The following is a 16,201-nucleotide window of genomic DNA, read 5'->3' as shown; positions in this document are numbered from 1 at the left end:
TTTTTATGAAGATAGAAAAACTGGAGATAAGAGGCTTTGGTAAGTTAAGCAATGTCATCTTGCCACTGGATAAGGGGTTTAATATAATTTTCGGAAACAATGAAGCAGGGAAATCAACTGTACAATGGTTTATAAAAGCCATGTTTTTTGGGCTAAAAGGGGGAAAAGCTGCAAAAGACGGAACTTTGCCGCCCTTAAAAAGATATAGGCCATGGAATGAAGGCGACTATACCGGTTTTATGGAATACAGACTCGATAACGGGCAGCTTTACAGGATAGGAAGAAATTTCGCTACAAATTCCGTACGGGTATTCGATTCTCTATTCAATGATATTACAAACACTTTTGATGCAAGCAAGGAAAGGGGAATACACTTTGCAGAAAGGCATCTGGGGATAGACGAGACAAGCTTTGACAAAACGGTATTTGTCAGGCAGATGGAGGCAAAAATCGGTGAAGAGGGTAGCAGGGAGCTTTATAACAGGATGATGAATATAAGTGAGACTGGCTTTGAGGATATTTCCTTCAGAAAGGCACAGGAAGCACTAAAAGAGGCACTTAAGAACTATGTGGGTACAGACAAGACTTCCACCCGCCCCCTTGATAAGGTTGTAGGCAGGCTTTCCGAATTGAGAACCAAAAAGGAAGAACTGCTACAAAAAAAGAATTCTATTTTTGGTATTGAAAGCGAACTTAACAATACTGTAACGCTTCAAAACAACCTTGAAGGTAAAAAATCATTTCTAGAAAAGATAAAGAAGATAATAGAAGTGAGAAAAGAGATTGAAAAAAATAAAGGCATAAGGGCTCATGCTGAGGAAATTTTACGGAGCATAAACAGCGATGAAGAGGAATTGAGAATAATACTGGAGCGTTCTGAGGATTTTAGTAAGACAAAAGCAGAGTTTACCCGGTTTTCAGCATATGACAATGATGACATTGATATGCTGGACGTATGGTATCAGAAACTTCTTAACAGCATGGATAATAGCAGGAAGCTGGGAACTGAAATAGGAAATAAAGAGAAGGAACTGGAGGAGAACAGAAGGTCTCTTCGGCCTATCCTTTCTTTCAGTGAGCTGGGAGACGGGATAGAAAGCCATGTTATTGAGATAAACAAGGACCTCGAATATCTGAAAAGGGATTATGAAAAGAGCAACCTGGAAATACTTAATGAAAAAATAAAAACAACAGAAAGCAAAGTCAAGCAATATAAATCTGTATCAATCATCTCTGCGGTTATGGCAATAATACTTTTTGCAGCGGGCTTTGCCGAGGTACATGTAAGCTTCATTATTTCTGCAGCTGCCCTGGCAATTGCCGTGATTTCCCTGATACTTAGAGGAAAAGTTTCGAGAGAGCTTACCAGGCTGTTGGATGAAAAAAGAATGTCATTTATTAATATTAATAGTGTTATAGAAGAAATAAACAAAAAGAAAAAGACCCTTGTTTCTATCTATGAAAAAGTCGGTGCCGCAGGAATAGAGGACTTTTTACGGCTTAAAGCGGAATACGATGCGAAATCAAAGCTTATAGCTGCTCTGAATAGTGATATTAACAGATTGGAAAGTGAGCTTGCCATAAATGACAGAGAAGTCTCCAGACTGAAGAACGATATACTTTCCAAACTGATAGAAGCGGACATTGTTGATAACTGTGAGGGTGAATTTGAGGAAGAACATATAAAAGCATTTAAGTACGGGGTAAGAAGGTATAAGGGAATTGAACCAAGCATAAACTATACGGCACAGAAGCTGGAAGACATAAATAGAAATCTGGCGAGGCATTACAAAAATGCTGCGTCTTTGTGTGAGGAAGCTTTTGAGAGCAAGGAATGTCTTCAGAAGAAAATAAATGAGATTAATGAAAGTCTTTTAAAGCTAGAAACAGATATGAAAGCAGAAATAAAAGAGCTGTCCTGTTACTCATACGACAGTCTTTTTGTTAGAATACTTCCGGAAATAGCCTGCAGTAATGATAAAACAGATTTACTTTCACTTAAAAGTGACTGGTCCAGAGAGTATTTACTCGTTGAAGAAGAATACGGTAAGGTTTGTGAAGAGCTCAAAAACGTTCTTTTGAACATACGGGAATATGAAACCCTGATTAAAAGTGTCTCGGGTGATGAATCTGAGCTTCAGAGCATAGCGGCAGAGATAGAAGAACTTGAAGCAAGGAAAAGCCAGCTTGAGGATATTAATTTATCACTTAAAACAGCCCTTGATGTGCTTACTGAGGCCAGTACCGAAATCCAAAAGGATTTTGTCCCGCTGCTAAACTGTAAAATGGCAGATACAGTTAAGAGAATAACAGGAGGAAGGTATAGAGACCTGAGGGCTGATAGTTCATTTGTACTTAAAGCCATTGCACCGGAGACAGGGGATGTCGTTTCGGTATCAGCCTTAAGCGGGGGAACAGTAGATCAAATGTACCTTGCTCTGCGGGTAGCCATGTCGGACATGGTTGTACAGGCTGGAGAGAGGCTGCCATTCATTATGGACGAAATTTTTGCCCAGTATGATGACACAAGGACAAGAGAAACCTTGGCATTTTTAAAAGGATTATCTGAACAGAGACAGATTATATTATTTACCTGTAAAAGCAGGGAAGTAGAGATAGTGAGACAGATATTTGGCAATAGTCTGAATTTAGTTGAACTGTGAGCCAAGATTTAAGGCCGGGTCAGTCTTTGCTGAACCGGCCTTTTTTAACTGTATTTTTCATTGATTCTCTCATTTTCCCTGACGAGCTGTTCCAGCAGCTCCATTGTGTTTTCACTGGAATTCGGCTTAGCCAGGAACCGGCACATTTCCTTCATATGCTTTATCCTTAAAGGGTTATCGATTATCTGATTCAGCACTGCATCCACGTTATCCGTATCAAGAATCCTTGCCGCTGCGCCTATGTTGGTCAGAAAATGCGCGTTCCGCTCTTCCTGTCCCGGTATAGGTGAAATGATTATTATAGGGAGCTCCTTTACCAATGCCTCGGCTATGGTCATTCCACCAGGCTTTGTTATTAACAGGTCCGATATATCCATCAGATCTGCTACACGGTTTGTATAGCTCAGTATCACTACCTTCTTCTTGGATGCTTCAGTATATTTCTCGAGCTGTCTTTTCAGTTTTGTATTTTTTCCTGTAATGGCTATTATCTGCAGGTCTTTTTTACTGTTTAACAGAGACTGGAAGGTATCACGTACTTCTCCAAAACCAAGGCTTCCTCCCATCATAAGTACAGTCAGCTTGTCTTCAAGCTTAAGTTCTCTCAATATAGCAGCCCGGTCCTTCTTTTGAAGGAAGCTTTTTGATATGGGGATACCAAAGGGGTGTATAATATCCTCGGATAAATTTCTATTTACAGCTTCATACTTCATATAATCATGTGCAACAACATATGCGTCAATGTGCTCATGCAGCCAGAAGGGATGAGTTGCAAAATCCGTAAGTATTGCAACAGTGGGTATGTTAACTTTCCCTTTTTTCTTCAGATTTGACAACATCTGCAGAGGAAAGGGGTGAGTACAAACAATTACCGAAGGTTTGAAGTCATTTATAAGATTTTTGATTTTTACTGATAATAATTTGTTCACTGCTTTGCTGAAATCTGTTACGTTATCTCCTGATTCAGCGAGTTCATATAATATACCCCATAAAATGGGAGCATTCTTAACCGTATTCAGATATAAGCCTCCTACAATAAACTTATCTATTATAGGATTTACGTACCTCAGTGTATCGACTATCATCGTTCTTGCACCTGGATATTTATGCTCGATACATTCCTTTATAGCTTCTCCCGCTTTCATGTGCCCTCCGCCTGCAGATACAGACAGAATTAAAGTATCCATAATCAAACACCTCTAAAAGATATATCATATGCTATTAATTATATAAAAACTGCAAACACGGATATGTAATTGCTAAACCTAAAAAAAATTGCTGCCTGTCCCTAAGCTAAAGCGCTGTGTCATAAACAGTATAATAATGCTATTAATATTGATTATAAAGCATTTCTTACGTAAGTGCAATAAATGCGGATGTCTGAAATTCATTGTTAATATACGAACAAGAGCTTATACGTGTATATTTTTCATATTAGAACAAAAAATATCATTTGACTGGATTAGGAAAAATATCTGGAACAGGTTTGAAGGGAGGGGATTATGTGAAAAAATTCAGAGTTGCTATCGTATTAGCCATAGTATTTTCTATATTCATATCAATAACTGCAGAGAATAATTTCTTTGTATCTACCGTATCTGAGACCTTGGGTTTGGGAAGCAGGGGCAGCAATGTCGAAGAAGTACAGCAGAGGCTAAAGAATTGGGGCTATTATACAGGAGAAGTAGATGCGAAATATGGTATAAAAACTTTCATTGCCGTTATGGAGTATCAGAGGAAAACAGGGCTTGTTCCAAATGGTATAGCAGGAGTTGATACATTAGCTTCAATGGGAATTACGACGATTTCGCGCGGAGGAGTAGCACATGCTGAAGGCCGAGGTGTAGGAGAGGAGCAGCTCCTTGCGAGAGCTATAAACGGAGAGGCAAGAGGGGAGCCGTATGAGGGGCAGGTAGCTGTCGGTGCTGTAATCATAAATAGAACAAGGAATCCTAAATTTCCAAAGACCGTGGCAGGGGTGATATACCAGCCTGGGGCATTTACTGCGGTAGCAGATGGACAGATAAATGTACCGATTAAGGAAGGTTCTACAGTTGTTAAGGCCGCCCGTGACGCTCTGCAGGGATGGGATCCGACTAATGGGTGTATATATTACTGGAACCCGGCAACAGCAACAAGCAAGTGGATATGGACCAGGAAAATTGTTAAGAAGATAGGTAAACATAATTTTGGAAATTAGATTGAAGGTATTGAGGATACAAATATGGAGGTGTAACCTTGGGTTTCAGAGATAAATTACTGGATTTAAAGCGTAGACTGTCCGACAGGAAAATGTACAGCGTAATAATTGTTATTATAGGTGCTGTCGCAGTATGGGGATTGTATCAATACAAGCATGCAGCAGATCTGAGACAACAGCTTGATAACCAATATAACCGTGCATTTTATGAAATGGTAGGTTATGTTAACAATGTAGATGTATTACTTATAAAATCACTTATATCAGCATCACCGGCAAAAACTGCTGCAACGCTTCAGGAGGCCTGGAGACAAGCAAACCTGGCACAGACCAATCTTGGTCAGCTCCCGGTATCACAGCAGGTACTTGCGAACACTTCAAAGTTTTTGACACAGGTAGGAGATCTTTCCTACTCACTGAATAATCAGGCGATTCAAGGCAAGCCGATGTCAGATCAACAGTTTAAAACCATTGAAAAACTTTATGGATATTCAGTATCTTTAAGTAGAAGCCTGAATGATCTGCAGGCACAAATAACGTCCGGTAGAATCAGGTGGGGTGAACTGGCTAGAAAGGGAACGCCTCTATTCAGAAAAACGTCTGCATCACTTCCCCAGCAGCAGTTTGAAAATATTGACAAGCAGTTCCAGCAGTACCCTACACTTATATACGACGGTCCTTTTTCAGATCATCTGGTTAAGACTGAAGCAAAGGGACTTAAAGGAGATAAGATAACCCGTGAGCAGGCAAAAAAGAAAGTCCGTGATATTTTTGGTGCCGGAAAGATAGAAGCAATAACTGATAATGGAACTAACAATGCCGACGTATTTTCCACATACAGTTTCAGGGTTACTTTTAAAAATGCGCCTGATGACCAGGTAGCAGTGGTAGATATCACCCAAAAGGGCGGATATATTTACCAGATGCTTAATAACAGGTCTGTAAGCAAGGCTTCACTAAATGTTGACCAGGCAAAGGCGGCAGGTAAGAAATTTCTTGACAGCCATGGCTATGGCAGTATGAAGGATACTTACTATATTAAAGAAGATAATACGGCAATAATAAACTATGCATATCAGCAGGGGGATGTTACTGTATATCCTGATCTGATAAAGGTTAAGGTGGCCCTGGATAATGGAGAAATAGTAGGCTTTGAGAGCAAGGGATATCTTTCTTCACATACTGAAAGAAAAATACCAAAGGCAAAAATTACGCTAGAGGAAGCAAAAACCAAGATTAATCCCAGAGTAAAGCTTGCAGGGTCCGGTATGGCCATTATCCCTACAGACTATAGGACTGAACTGTATACTTACGAATTTAAGGGAAAGCTGAATGATAAGGATTTCCTGGTATATATTAATGCCGAGACTGGCAAAGAGGAAAATATTCTGATGATTATTGATTCTCCGCAGGGAATATTGACAATATAGAAGAGGTAATCTGCAGTGTCATAGCGATAACTTTTACATTTATCGGGGATATTTGTTTGAAAAGAAAAGAGATTATCTTGGAGTGGCAAGATTTATCTCTTTTCTACAGTTATAGAGAATATTCTATGAGTATACCAGTAATTGCTTGAAACATGGTTAAAGCTTTATTTACCAGAGGCTCAAGAAATTCTTTGAAAGCTTTTGAATCTCCTCCCCTTAGATTATCTCCGGTCTTTACTGAAACTGTTACGTTCAAGAGCCATCTCAATGCTGCCATTACTTTAAAATACTCCAGATTATCTATCCTGCTGCCACACATTAATTCATACTCCTCTAAAAACCCTTTAGCAAAAGATTCGAAGCCTGCCCTTTCCATAAGCGTAACAGTCCAGGCCAAATCAAACCGGAAGTCGCCTATGCTCCATATCCAATCTATCACAAAATGATGCCCAGCAGTATCTTCAATTACATTCCAGGGGTGATAATCCCTGTGAAGGATGGAGGGCTTTATACCAGAAACTGTTTTTTTGTTATTGATTATCCACTCGTATATTCTTCTAAGACTGTCAATCTGGTACAGGTCTATCAATGCCTTGATTTCTCCGATCTCTGTATCAAGCAAGGCTTGTCCGCGGGAGCTGAAGCCGGGTTCAATCCCTTTCGCGTCAATTGAATGCAGGTGGAAAAGCAGGTGCGCAAAGGTTCTCAATACAGAGGCCTTTTTATCTAATGGTGAATTAGTATAAGATTCGAAAAGAAGCATTCCCTTGATCTGTTCCATAATGATAAAGGGTTTACCGAAAAAAACCGTATCAGTGTTGTGAATAATGGGCTTTGGCACGGGATAGCCACTGCTATATAGGAAATCCAGAGCTTTATACTCTTTAATTATAGACTTTACTCCTGAGTCACTTTCTGAATATGTCTTTATAATATAGCTTTCATTTGCAGTCTCTGTTTGTGTATCCAGGGCTACAGAAAAAGAATACACATCTCCTGCCCAGCCTGAACTAAGCTGTTTTAGGTCAAAAACTTCCAGGATATGCTTGTATGGGAATTGATCATCTAAATAGTTCTTTATTCTATTTGAATCTATAGACATTTTGAAATTTCCTTCATTCATAACTATTATTAATAATAAATAATAACATACTATAACTGATGCTTTAATTCAATAGCTGATATTGATCCGTATGTAAAAGTATAATTATTGCATATTTTTTCCGGTAATATTATTATATATATATTGTAATATCGGAGGTAATGATGAAAAATAAGCTTTACACTACTAATATTTCGACAGAACAGGATCTGGGAAGAGCTGCAAATACAAAACCTTCTCTTGCACAAATAAGTGTTTTATACTCTCTTGCGGTAATACTCCTGCTGTATGTAGGCTTCAGGGCGCAGAGGTACAGTGTTTACTCCGGCCTTTTGATAACTGAATTCGGCCTGATACTTATTCCCTCACTGGCTCTTTTATTTATATACAGATATGATGTGAAAAGCACTTTGAGGCTATACAAAACAAGACCGCTTAATCTCCTTCTGGTTTTTGGCATAATGCTTTTTGCACTACCGATAGTAGGAGTGCTTAACCTGATTAATCTTCTGGTTATCGATAGTATCTTCGGCAGGGTAATATTGCCCGATATTCCTGCCGCCGGCAATTCCACTGAGCTTATCAGGAACATACTTATCATCGCAGGTTCTGCTGCGATTTGTGAGGAGGTTATGTTCAGGGGTATTATACAGCGGGGTATGGAAAGGTTTGGTGCAGTAAAGGCTATTTTGATATCCGCATTTTTATTTGGGCTTATACACCTCGACTTTCAAAGATTTCTGGGTACATTTCTGCTTGGAGCGCTGATAGGTTTTATAGTATATAGAAGCAACTCACTATATAGCGGTATGTTTGCGCATTTTTGCAATAACTCTTTTGCTGTACTGGGAGGGTATATGGGAACGAAGCTTAACGAACTGTTCAAGTCTCCTGGAATGGACAAAGCAGGTGGAAATATCGACGATCTGTTTGCGAGCTTTGCAAATATGCCCCAGGAGCAGCTGATAATGCTGATAATTACCTGGAGCTTCATAGTTCTTGTATGTGTAAGTATTATTTCTGGGTTGATGATCGGCTTTATAAGAATTACCTCGGAAAAGGTTCAGAGGGTACAAAAAGAAAATATAGCAATAAAAAAGACCGGTTTATTCTGGCTTGCACCCGGTCTGATTTTTGTCTTTATTATGTATATTGCGGAAGGTTTAAGGCTTAGGAATTCAGCAAGCCCTTTAGCAGAGACTATTATGAGGATTATGGGTCTCAGGTAAAATCCGGATTATCTTTTTATGCCCCGGATATCTTCACCTGCAAACATAAGCCTGTCAAAGTAGCCTACTATACGAGAGGTCACTCTTTCCGTATAATACTCATATAATTTTTTGGCACCGATATTAGTAGATATTATGGTTTTGCACGGCTTTGTCAGGTTATTTGTATACCTGGTGTTCAATATGTTAAGAAGCTCAGAATACCTTGCCGCACTTGGAGTTTCGGTTCCCAGGTCGTCTATTATAAGGAGCTCCGCGTCAAATATGCTATTATAGCCTTCGTCCTCAAACTCATCTTCCTTGTAAGCTTTCATTTTATACTCTGTTATGGTATTGAAAAGAACAGGGGCAGTCTGGTAAAGAACGGTTCTTCCCTTGTTTATAAGCTCCATGGCTATACAGTTGGACATAAAGGTTTTTCCTACACCTGTAGGGCCGCTGAAGAACAGATTTCTTTCATCAGGGGAGCCAAAGCTTTCTATGAACCTGTGACACCGTTCTTTTATGGCTAATATATTTTCCCGTGGGGATGTTTTTATCCCATATTTTGCTTCATCCGGCTTTTCCGGATAGTAACTCTCATCAAAGCAAGCGAAGTTCTCCTTTTCAGTCAGCCTGAGGTTTGACCGGCTGTAAAGCAGATTAACCAACTGCTGCTTATAGCAGGAGCACTTTTCCGAGCCGTAGGAACTATCTATAAATCCCGTATCCCTGCACCTTTCACAGGAATATGACATCTCAAGATAATTTGCCGGATATTTGTATTGAGATAATATAAGTGCCTTTTCATGTTTCAGATCGTCAATTTTTACAGCAAGTTCATTAACTACTGTACCTGCAGAACCATTGCCCAAAAGAATGGCCTTGTTATACCTGATACCTGAGAGCTGTATTTCATGGTCTATTTCCTGAATTCTTGGTATGGAGGAATAAACTTCGCTTTTTCTTGCCATCATATTGTCAAAAGCGGTTTTTTGCCTTCTTTCATATTCATTTTTAATAAGGTTATGGATGCCTCTGCTCATGTTTTACCCTCTGTTATTTTTCATTCGCCACATTACTGAAGAAGTTGTTGTAATAGTCTTCATCATGGCGTCTCTGCTCAAAATTTTCATGCTGCGGAATTGCAGGAGATTTTGCCTGAGGTTTCTGAGAAGTTTGTTTTTTGCTCTTTTCGTAAGCTATTATTTCCTCTCTGCTTCTCAAGCCTTTATTGTACCAATCCGTAAGTATGGTATGTATGTATTTGAAATTTGGGTTTGTTTTAGCTGTAGTCTTTTTTAGAGATAAATCTATGATATCAAAACTGTATTTGTAATCAACAATCCACTTTTCCACATATTCTTCCTCATACTCTGTGAGGTTCCGGGTAAGTTTCAGCTTTTTCACTATGGTTGTTCTTATATCTCTTATTTTCTGATACTCCATGAAGTATTTGTCCAAATCAAAGGAGTTCCTAATATTCTTGTTGTACCAGTTGTCGGCAACCTTTATTATATAGTTCTTGGCCAATCCCTTATGATCGTAGCAGTGCTGGAAGAGAGCGTACATTACGTCCTCTTCAAACTTATACTTATCAAACCATGCATCTATGTCTGTATACCAGGAAGGAGACATGACACCCTGGAAAAAGGAATTGTTTATGGCAGTTATTATCCTGTTTCGTTTTTTGTTTCTTTCAGCACTCAGAATAGCTTCTTCAGGAGAAGAGGTAGTTTTCAGCCTGTACATTTTCCTGATTTCCTTTTCCTTCAGGTCAACCATGATGATGTTGTCATCTTTTCTTATTATAACCCCAATACTTTCAAGGAAAATCAAAGCTTCCTTGACTTTTTGAATGTCTATTTCCAGCTTTTTTGACAGTTCTTCGGTTGAGGCATTTTTGTTGTGCTTGCTCAGAAAAAGGCAGTACATATATACCTTTACATGCTCACAGTCCATAGAGGGCATGTATTCGGTAATGAAAATGTCAGGAATTAAAGTATCAGAGTATAAAATTGATTTGTACGATTCGAAATACATAACGCTCAACCTTTCAACAGCATAGGTTTGACTGCATATTTTTTCTAATTATATCATATAAGTTTGCCAGAATACAAAACTAATAAACTATGAGAAACGGTTTGTTGCAGATATTGCAGAAGATTATTGCACATGTTTGAGCTAGTTTGTCCGAGGCAATATTTGATATTATTTTGCCCGAATATTCTAGTTGATTTTTTTTTAGATTTGTATTAATATATTATATGCACGTTTTTAATGCGCCCGTAGCTCAATTGGATAGAGCGTCTGACTACGGAAGAAGACCAGTGGAAAACAGTTCTTTCAAAGTGTAAAACCCAGTGAAATGGCGCGTTTGAAGCAAATTGAACAGCTGATGATTATACGTCAGGTGAACAGGAATCAATGGCAGTCCCTTGAAACAGAAAAACTGTTTTGAAAGGGGCTTTTTTAATGTCGAAAATCAGGTTGATGAAGTCAGTAAATTCCATGACAGTGGAACAAGCATTTCAGGAATTTCTTGAAAGCTGCAAGTTGAAGAATCTTTCAAAAGCAACGTTGAAAAATTACGACAATCAATTCAAAGTGTTCACCCAGTTTTTTGATGACAGCCAGCCTGTCTTCTGTATTGACCAGCAAACTGTCACAGCTTACACACAGTATCTTCAAAGGAAATTCAGCAATGCCGAAAGTATCAACACTTCTTTGCGGCACTTACGTTCAATGTTGAATTACTGGTGTGAACAGGACTACTGCCAACCCAGCAAAATCAAGCTGTTGAAAACGGAAACAAAAATCAAGGATTGTTATACAGATACTGAACTGAAGGTTTTGCTTCAGAAGCCTGACATCAAAAGATGTTCTTTCAGTGAATACAGGAACTGGACAGTTATAAACGTCCTTGTTGCTACAGGTATTCGTTTGCGCTCCCTTGTAAACATCAAGGTGGGAGATGTCGATTTTGACAATGGCTTTTTAAAGGTCACAACAACAAAGAACAGAAAACCGCAGCTTTTACCGCTTCCGCAGTCAATGCTGACAATCCTGAAAGATTACCTGAAGCACCGCAGGGGCAATCCCGATGACGTTCTCTTTTGTTCAGAAGCAGGGTCAAAGCTGTTGGAAAGTTCAGTGAATCACAGCTTATGCAAGTACAACAGGGAACGGGGAATTGAAAAAACAGGTGTACACCTTTACAGGCATACATTTGCCCGAAATTTCATTTTAAGTGGTGGAGATGTTTTCAGACTGCAAAAGCAGTTGGGGCACAGTACCCTTGACGTGTCCAAACGTTATGCCAATCTTTACGACACTGACTTAAAGAAGGATTTTGAAAAGTTTAATCTGTTGGAACGACTGCAGGTGCAACAGCAGAGAATCAAGATGAAATGAAACAGGAGAAGGGACGACTTTCAACCGTCCCTGATTCATTCCTCTCTCATAATATTTGTGTCAGATTCCTTCCCAGTCTTGAACTGCATTCCAGTGCATTACAGGACTGTTGTCTTCTGCACTTACAGTACCAACGAAAATGTCTTCAGTTTCATTACCGAATTTCATGAAGTGTTCAAGAGAAATTCTTGTGGTTACTGACAATACTCTGTCAAACAGTTCACTTTCTTTAAGCCAAAAAAGTTCCCCTTCGTCTGTGTCAATAACATCTCTTGCACTTGTACAGCCGAAAAAGACATATTGTACTCTGATTTCATCTTTACTTCTGCGTAGAATGATGTACTTCAATTTCAAATTTGAAATGTCTTTTTCAGTTATCCCTGTTTCTTCTTTGATTTCCCGCAAACATGCTGATTGTGGACAGTTAATTTCATCTGGTTCAAGATGTCCACCAACCCCTGCTCATATGCCAGGTGCAAATTTTTGATTTACTGAACGTTTCATCAGGAGAAAATCACCGTTGTTCATCAAATAAGCAGTCGCTGATGTTCACAATCTAATCACAATACTTTCTCCCAATCCTTCACAGTAAAACCTTCTCAAATTCGATTTCATGACATATTAAAATGTCATCAAAGCCTTTCAGTGGAATTTCCGGTTTAATTTCTCTTGCTTTGTTTACAGCATTATAATGAAGTGCGACCATGTTGAATCCTCTTTTCTGGTAAAAACGCATTGCGTGTGTGTTGTCATTTGTTGTGATAAGCCAGACCCTTTTACAGTCTTGTCCTGCTGCAATGCAAACAACTTTCTCCAGCAAACTGCTTCCAATCCCCTGATTTTCAACGAAACTGTCTAATGACAGAATTTCACACTCACCTTTATTGATTTCAAATGTAATCAAGCCCTTGATTTCATTGTTCACTGTGGCAATCAACCCTGGCAGTTTATCAACAAAGTGAACTTTCCCTTTTGTAATCATTTTTGTTGAACCCCAGTTTTTTTCAATCAGATTGGAAATTTCGCTTCTGTTCATTTCATTGATTTCATGAATTTCAAACATTCCCCTTCTCCCTTCTTCATACAGACTTTCTTTTCAGCATTCAGGAAGACTTATGTTGCGAAAATATTCTCTTAATTTACTGGAGAATTCAACACGTTCAGCAGGGGCTGAAATACGCATTTTTGAACTGTAAAGATTATCACCTTTGTAACGTGGGAAAACATGAAGGTGATAATGCCAGACATCTTGATTTCCCGAAGGTTCATTATGCTGCCTTGATGAAACACCATCACATTTATAAACAGCCTTTAAAGCGATTGCAATTTCTTTTTCCAAACAGTGTATTTTTGTTAAAAGCTCAACTGGCATGTCATATATGTTTTCAATGTGCTTGATTGGAACAACCAACACGTGACCTGGATTGTTTGTCACCCAACGGGACCCAATGAAACAAATGACAGAATCATCTCTATAAAAAACATCTGACTGTTTTGTTTCAACATGTTCATTTTCAACCCCTTTAACAATTAAACAGAAAGGACAAATGTAATTACTTGGTTCATGATTATACATTTTTTGCCCTCCTTTCACTTTCATCCATTTTTCAATATGTTTATAATGATTATACTGATGATTACAGTAATTTACAATCACATTTTAGATACATACACAGCTATGTTTACTGATGATTTCCAGTGACAAATGTTCACTTTTCCTGTACACTGTCCAAGGCGCAGCGTGCGCTTACAGTTGCCAAAATACGAAGAAAGGAGGGAAACCAGAATGTTGAAAAGACCAATTGAAAAGCAGGACAAAATTACTGTCATTGACAGCATGATGGGGTCAGGCAAGACGTCCTTTGCAATACAGCTTATGCAGGAAGCCCCAGTGGTTCAAAGGTTCATTTACATCACGCCTTTTTTGACTGAAGTGGAACGAATTAAGACATCAGTAACAAACAGGGACTTTAAAGAACCGACGACCAAAAACAGTGATGGTACAAAGCTGAAGGATTTTAAGAATCTCCTGCAACAAGGTGCAGACATTGTGTCCACGCACAGCTTGTTTTACAGGTGTGATAATGAAGTCTTTGAACTGCTTCAGAGACAGAATTACATTCTTGTTCTTGATGAAGCAATGGCTGTTGTTGAACAGGTCAAAATGAATGACAAGGACTTGGAAACGTTAATTCAGCAGAATTTTATTGCTGTTGATGACGTATCAGGTCTTGTGACATGGACAACTGACCCCAATTATAACGGAAGGTTTGCAGACATCAAAGAAAAAACATTCAACGGAAACCTTTACAGGTACAGCGACAGAAAGAAGCTGTTTTTGTGGACATTCCCTGTAAACATTTTTGAATCGTTTGACAGGGTATTTATTATGACATACATGTTCAAGGCACAGCTGCAGCGGTATTACTTTGACATGCATGGCGTTCAGTACGAATTAAAGTCTGTAAAAGCAGTCAATGAACGTTATGAACTGACCCAGTGTACAGACAGCAGCAAATACAGCTTAAAACCGCTTATAAACGTCTATGAAGGCAACCTGAATGATGTTGGACAGGATTATTATGCCCTGTCAGCAACAAAACTTCGCAGCCTAAAGAAGCAGCCTGAAAGTTCAAAACTGATACAAAACGGCATTTACAATTACTTTCGGAATGTTGTAAACGGAAAGTCCGAGGAAAACATGTGGACAACACTGAAGGACGCAAAAAGCCTGTTAAAAGGGAACAGATACACCAAGGGTTTTGTTGAGTGTAATGCAAGGGCAACAAATGAGTACGGGCACAAAAGGAATCTTGCATACATTTTGAACCGTTTTCCGGACACTGTTGAACAACAGTTTTTTGAAAAGCAGGAAATAAAGTTTGACACTGAAGCATTTGCGCTGTCTGAAATGATACAGTGGATTTTCAGAAGTGCCATACGAAATGGAGAACAGATAAACCTGTATATTCCATCAAGCAGAATGCGTTCATTGTTGAACAGGTGGCTGAATGATGATGTTTTGTTCAGTGAAGAAAATGATGACACGAACATTCAATGTAAGCAGCTTCGAGCAGGATAAATTTCTACCCTTTTTGCAGTTTTGAAACGGGTAATACTGTCATGAAAGCCTTGCAACATCAGTGTTTGAAGCTGAAAGTCTTAAAAGAAAGAAGAGAAAAGAATGATTTCTTTACATTTTGTGACGAAGGAAGGTTTTGAAGAACAGTTCATCAAGACTGTTGTTAAGCCCTTTGGGCTTGTGACTTCACTTCGTTTCGTCACGCAAAAAAGCCTTTCTGTTTTCAGTTCATGACACAACGTCAATGATTCATCAAAAGAAAAGACTGACTGTTTTTCAATGAAAATCATAAAAATTTTCAGCTGCCTTTTCTGATACTTCAACGTCCTCAAAAAGAAGGTTACCCCCCTGTTCCTCCAAAACTTTTTTCCACTCTTAAAAACGCATCAATGAATCAAATGCTCTCGAAACAGATTTGTACAGAAAAATTGATTGAAAAGCCTTGATTTCACAGTATTGTTTCCGACATCTGATTGGGAATCATGCGTTGTGACAGCCTTATTATGCATGGGCACAGACGGCGGACACCTTTCAGTTAAATCAAACTGTTCGAAAGGTAATTCCGGTGGCAGCATCACAAAGCATTGTCAAAAAAAGTCCCTTACAGTGTGGCGCAAATTCAATGAAATCTTTTTGGATTCGTCCACTGGGGGAGATGTAGAAAAATTTGTTTGCAACATTCAAAAGATTGTTCTGACAAAAAGATACATGTGAAGTCAGTTTCTTTACTTTTTTTCACAGGCTGCAAGTCGGCTTAAAAATGTGTTGAAAGTTTTATTGTCCTGCCCTGAAATAGACTGTAAAACTGGAAAAATTTAATTGTTGTTGTTCATTGACACACAGCAAGTTTTCAAGTATAATATATTTCTGCAAGGTGACTGCGAATCAACAGTTCTCCTTGACGAAAGAATCAACTGTCATGTTGAAAACGTGCGCCCGTAGCTCAACTGGATAGAGCGTCTGACTACGGATCAGAAGGTTGTGGATTCGATCTCTGCCGGGCGCGCCAAATGCGAAAACCCTTGATACTCAAGGGTTTTTTGTTTTGTCTTTGTTGCTGTATGACTAAATTTTTTAGTGTAGTCAGAGGGTCTATATTTTT

General features: G+C 38.9%; 13 protein-coding genes, 1 tRNA gene and 1 pseudogene. 8 read left to right on the top strand and 7 right to left on the bottom strand.

Annotated features, from left to right (window positions below):
- Positions 1-5 precede the first annotated feature (5 nt).
- Entirely contained in the window at positions 6-2,663 is a 2,658-nt protein-coding gene (locus tag N3I35_02275; protein ID MCX8128908.1) for an AAA family ATPase, read from the top strand.
- 44 nt (positions 2,664-2,707) lie between these two features.
- On the opposite strand, the gene N3I35_02270 is transcribed toward N3I35_02275, so the two are convergent.
- Entirely contained in the window at positions 2,708-3,850 is a 1,143-nt protein-coding gene (locus N3I35_02270) for a UDP-N-acetylglucosamine--LPS N-acetylglucosamine transferase (protein ID MCX8128907.1), read from the bottom strand.
- Positions 3,851-4,167: 317 nt separating this feature from the next.
- Between N3I35_02270 and sleB the strand changes: the two genes are divergently transcribed.
- Positions 4,168-4,863, top strand: coding sequence for a spore cortex-lytic enzyme (gene sleB, locus N3I35_02265; GenBank protein MCX8128906.1), 696 nt, complete (start codon positions 4,168-4,170; stop codon positions 4,861-4,863).
- Positions 4,864-4,901: 38 nt separating this feature from the next.
- On the top strand, positions 4,902-6,293 hold the full coding sequence (gene ypeB / locus N3I35_02260) for a germination protein YpeB (protein MCX8128905.1): 1,392 nt from the start codon (positions 4,902-4,904) through the stop codon (positions 6,291-6,293).
- A 109-nt stretch (positions 6,294-6,402) separates the two neighbouring features.
- On the opposite strand, the gene N3I35_02255 is transcribed toward ypeB, so the two are convergent.
- Positions 6,403-7,395 (bottom strand): aminoglycoside phosphotransferase family protein, encoded by a 993-nt coding sequence (locus N3I35_02255; protein ID MCX8128904.1) that lies wholly within the window; start codon positions 7,393-7,395, stop codon positions 6,403-6,405.
- 164 nt (positions 7,396-7,559) lie between these two features.
- Between N3I35_02255 and N3I35_02250 the strand changes: the two genes are divergently transcribed.
- On the top strand, positions 7,560-8,624 hold the full coding sequence (locus tag N3I35_02250) for a CPBP family intramembrane metalloprotease (protein MCX8128903.1): 1,065 nt from the start codon (positions 7,560-7,562) through the stop codon (positions 8,622-8,624).
- Positions 8,625-8,632: 8 nt separating this feature from the next.
- On the opposite strand, the gene N3I35_02245 is transcribed toward N3I35_02250, so the two are convergent.
- The gene (locus tag N3I35_02245; GenBank protein ID MCX8128902.1) at positions 8,633-9,649 is read right to left on the bottom strand and encodes an ATP-binding protein; all 1,017 of its coding nucleotides are present in this window, start codon (positions 9,647-9,649) and stop codon (positions 8,633-8,635) included.
- Positions 9,650-9,662: 13 nt separating this feature from the next.
- Complete coding sequence (locus N3I35_02240; GenBank protein ID MCX8128901.1) at positions 9,663-10,646, bottom strand: DnaD domain protein; 984 nt, start codon at positions 10,644-10,646, stop codon at positions 9,663-9,665.
- A 432-nt stretch (positions 10,647-11,078) separates the two neighbouring features.
- Between N3I35_02240 and N3I35_02235 the strand changes: the two genes are divergently transcribed.
- Positions 11,079-12,017 carry a tyrosine-type recombinase/integrase gene (locus tag N3I35_02235; GenBank protein ID MCX8128900.1) on the top strand — a complete coding sequence of 313 codons (939 nt, stop codon included), beginning with the start codon at positions 11,079-11,081 and terminating at the stop codon, positions 12,015-12,017.
- Positions 12,018-12,077: 60 nt separating this feature from the next.
- Here the strand turns inward: N3I35_02235 and N3I35_02230 are convergent.
- The 3 genes and pseudogenes from N3I35_02230 to N3I35_02220 form a co-directional block, all read right to left on the bottom strand.
- Positions 12,078-12,461, bottom strand: a pseudogene (locus N3I35_02230) (NUDIX domain-containing protein).
- Between the two features lie 139 nt (positions 12,462-12,600).
- A complete protein-coding gene (locus tag N3I35_02225; GenBank protein ID MCX8128899.1) occupies positions 12,601-13,080 on the bottom strand; it encodes a GNAT family N-acetyltransferase in 480 nt (159 codons plus the stop codon).
- 33 nt (positions 13,081-13,113) lie between these two features.
- Complete coding sequence (locus N3I35_02220) at positions 13,114-13,593, bottom strand: HIT family protein (protein MCX8128898.1); 480 nt, start codon at positions 13,591-13,593, stop codon at positions 13,114-13,116.
- Between the two features lie 210 nt (positions 13,594-13,803).
- Between N3I35_02220 and N3I35_02215 the strand changes: the two genes are divergently transcribed.
- From N3I35_02215 to N3I35_02205, 3 genes are all read left to right on the top strand, one after another.
- On the top strand, positions 13,804-15,099 hold the full coding sequence (locus N3I35_02215) for a hypothetical protein (GenBank protein ID MCX8128897.1): 1,296 nt from the start codon (positions 13,804-13,806) through the stop codon (positions 15,097-15,099).
- A gap of 102 nt (positions 15,100-15,201) precedes the next feature.
- Positions 15,202-15,333 carry a hypothetical protein gene (locus N3I35_02210; protein MCX8128896.1) on the top strand — a complete coding sequence of 44 codons (132 nt, stop codon included), beginning with the start codon at positions 15,202-15,204 and terminating at the stop codon, positions 15,331-15,333.
- Between the two features lie 698 nt (positions 15,334-16,031).
- Positions 16,032-16,108: transfer RNA gene (locus tag N3I35_02205), tRNA-Arg, on the top strand.
- The last annotated feature ends 93 nt before the right edge of the window (positions 16,109-16,201 follow it).

It is taken from the genome of Clostridia bacterium (assembly GCA_026414765.1).
Taxonomy (GTDB): domain Bacteria; phylum Bacillota; class Clostridia; order Acetivibrionales; family DSM-27016; genus SKW86.
Note: the sequence above shows the minus strand (reverse complement) of the source record. Positions and strands in the feature narration are given on the sequence as shown.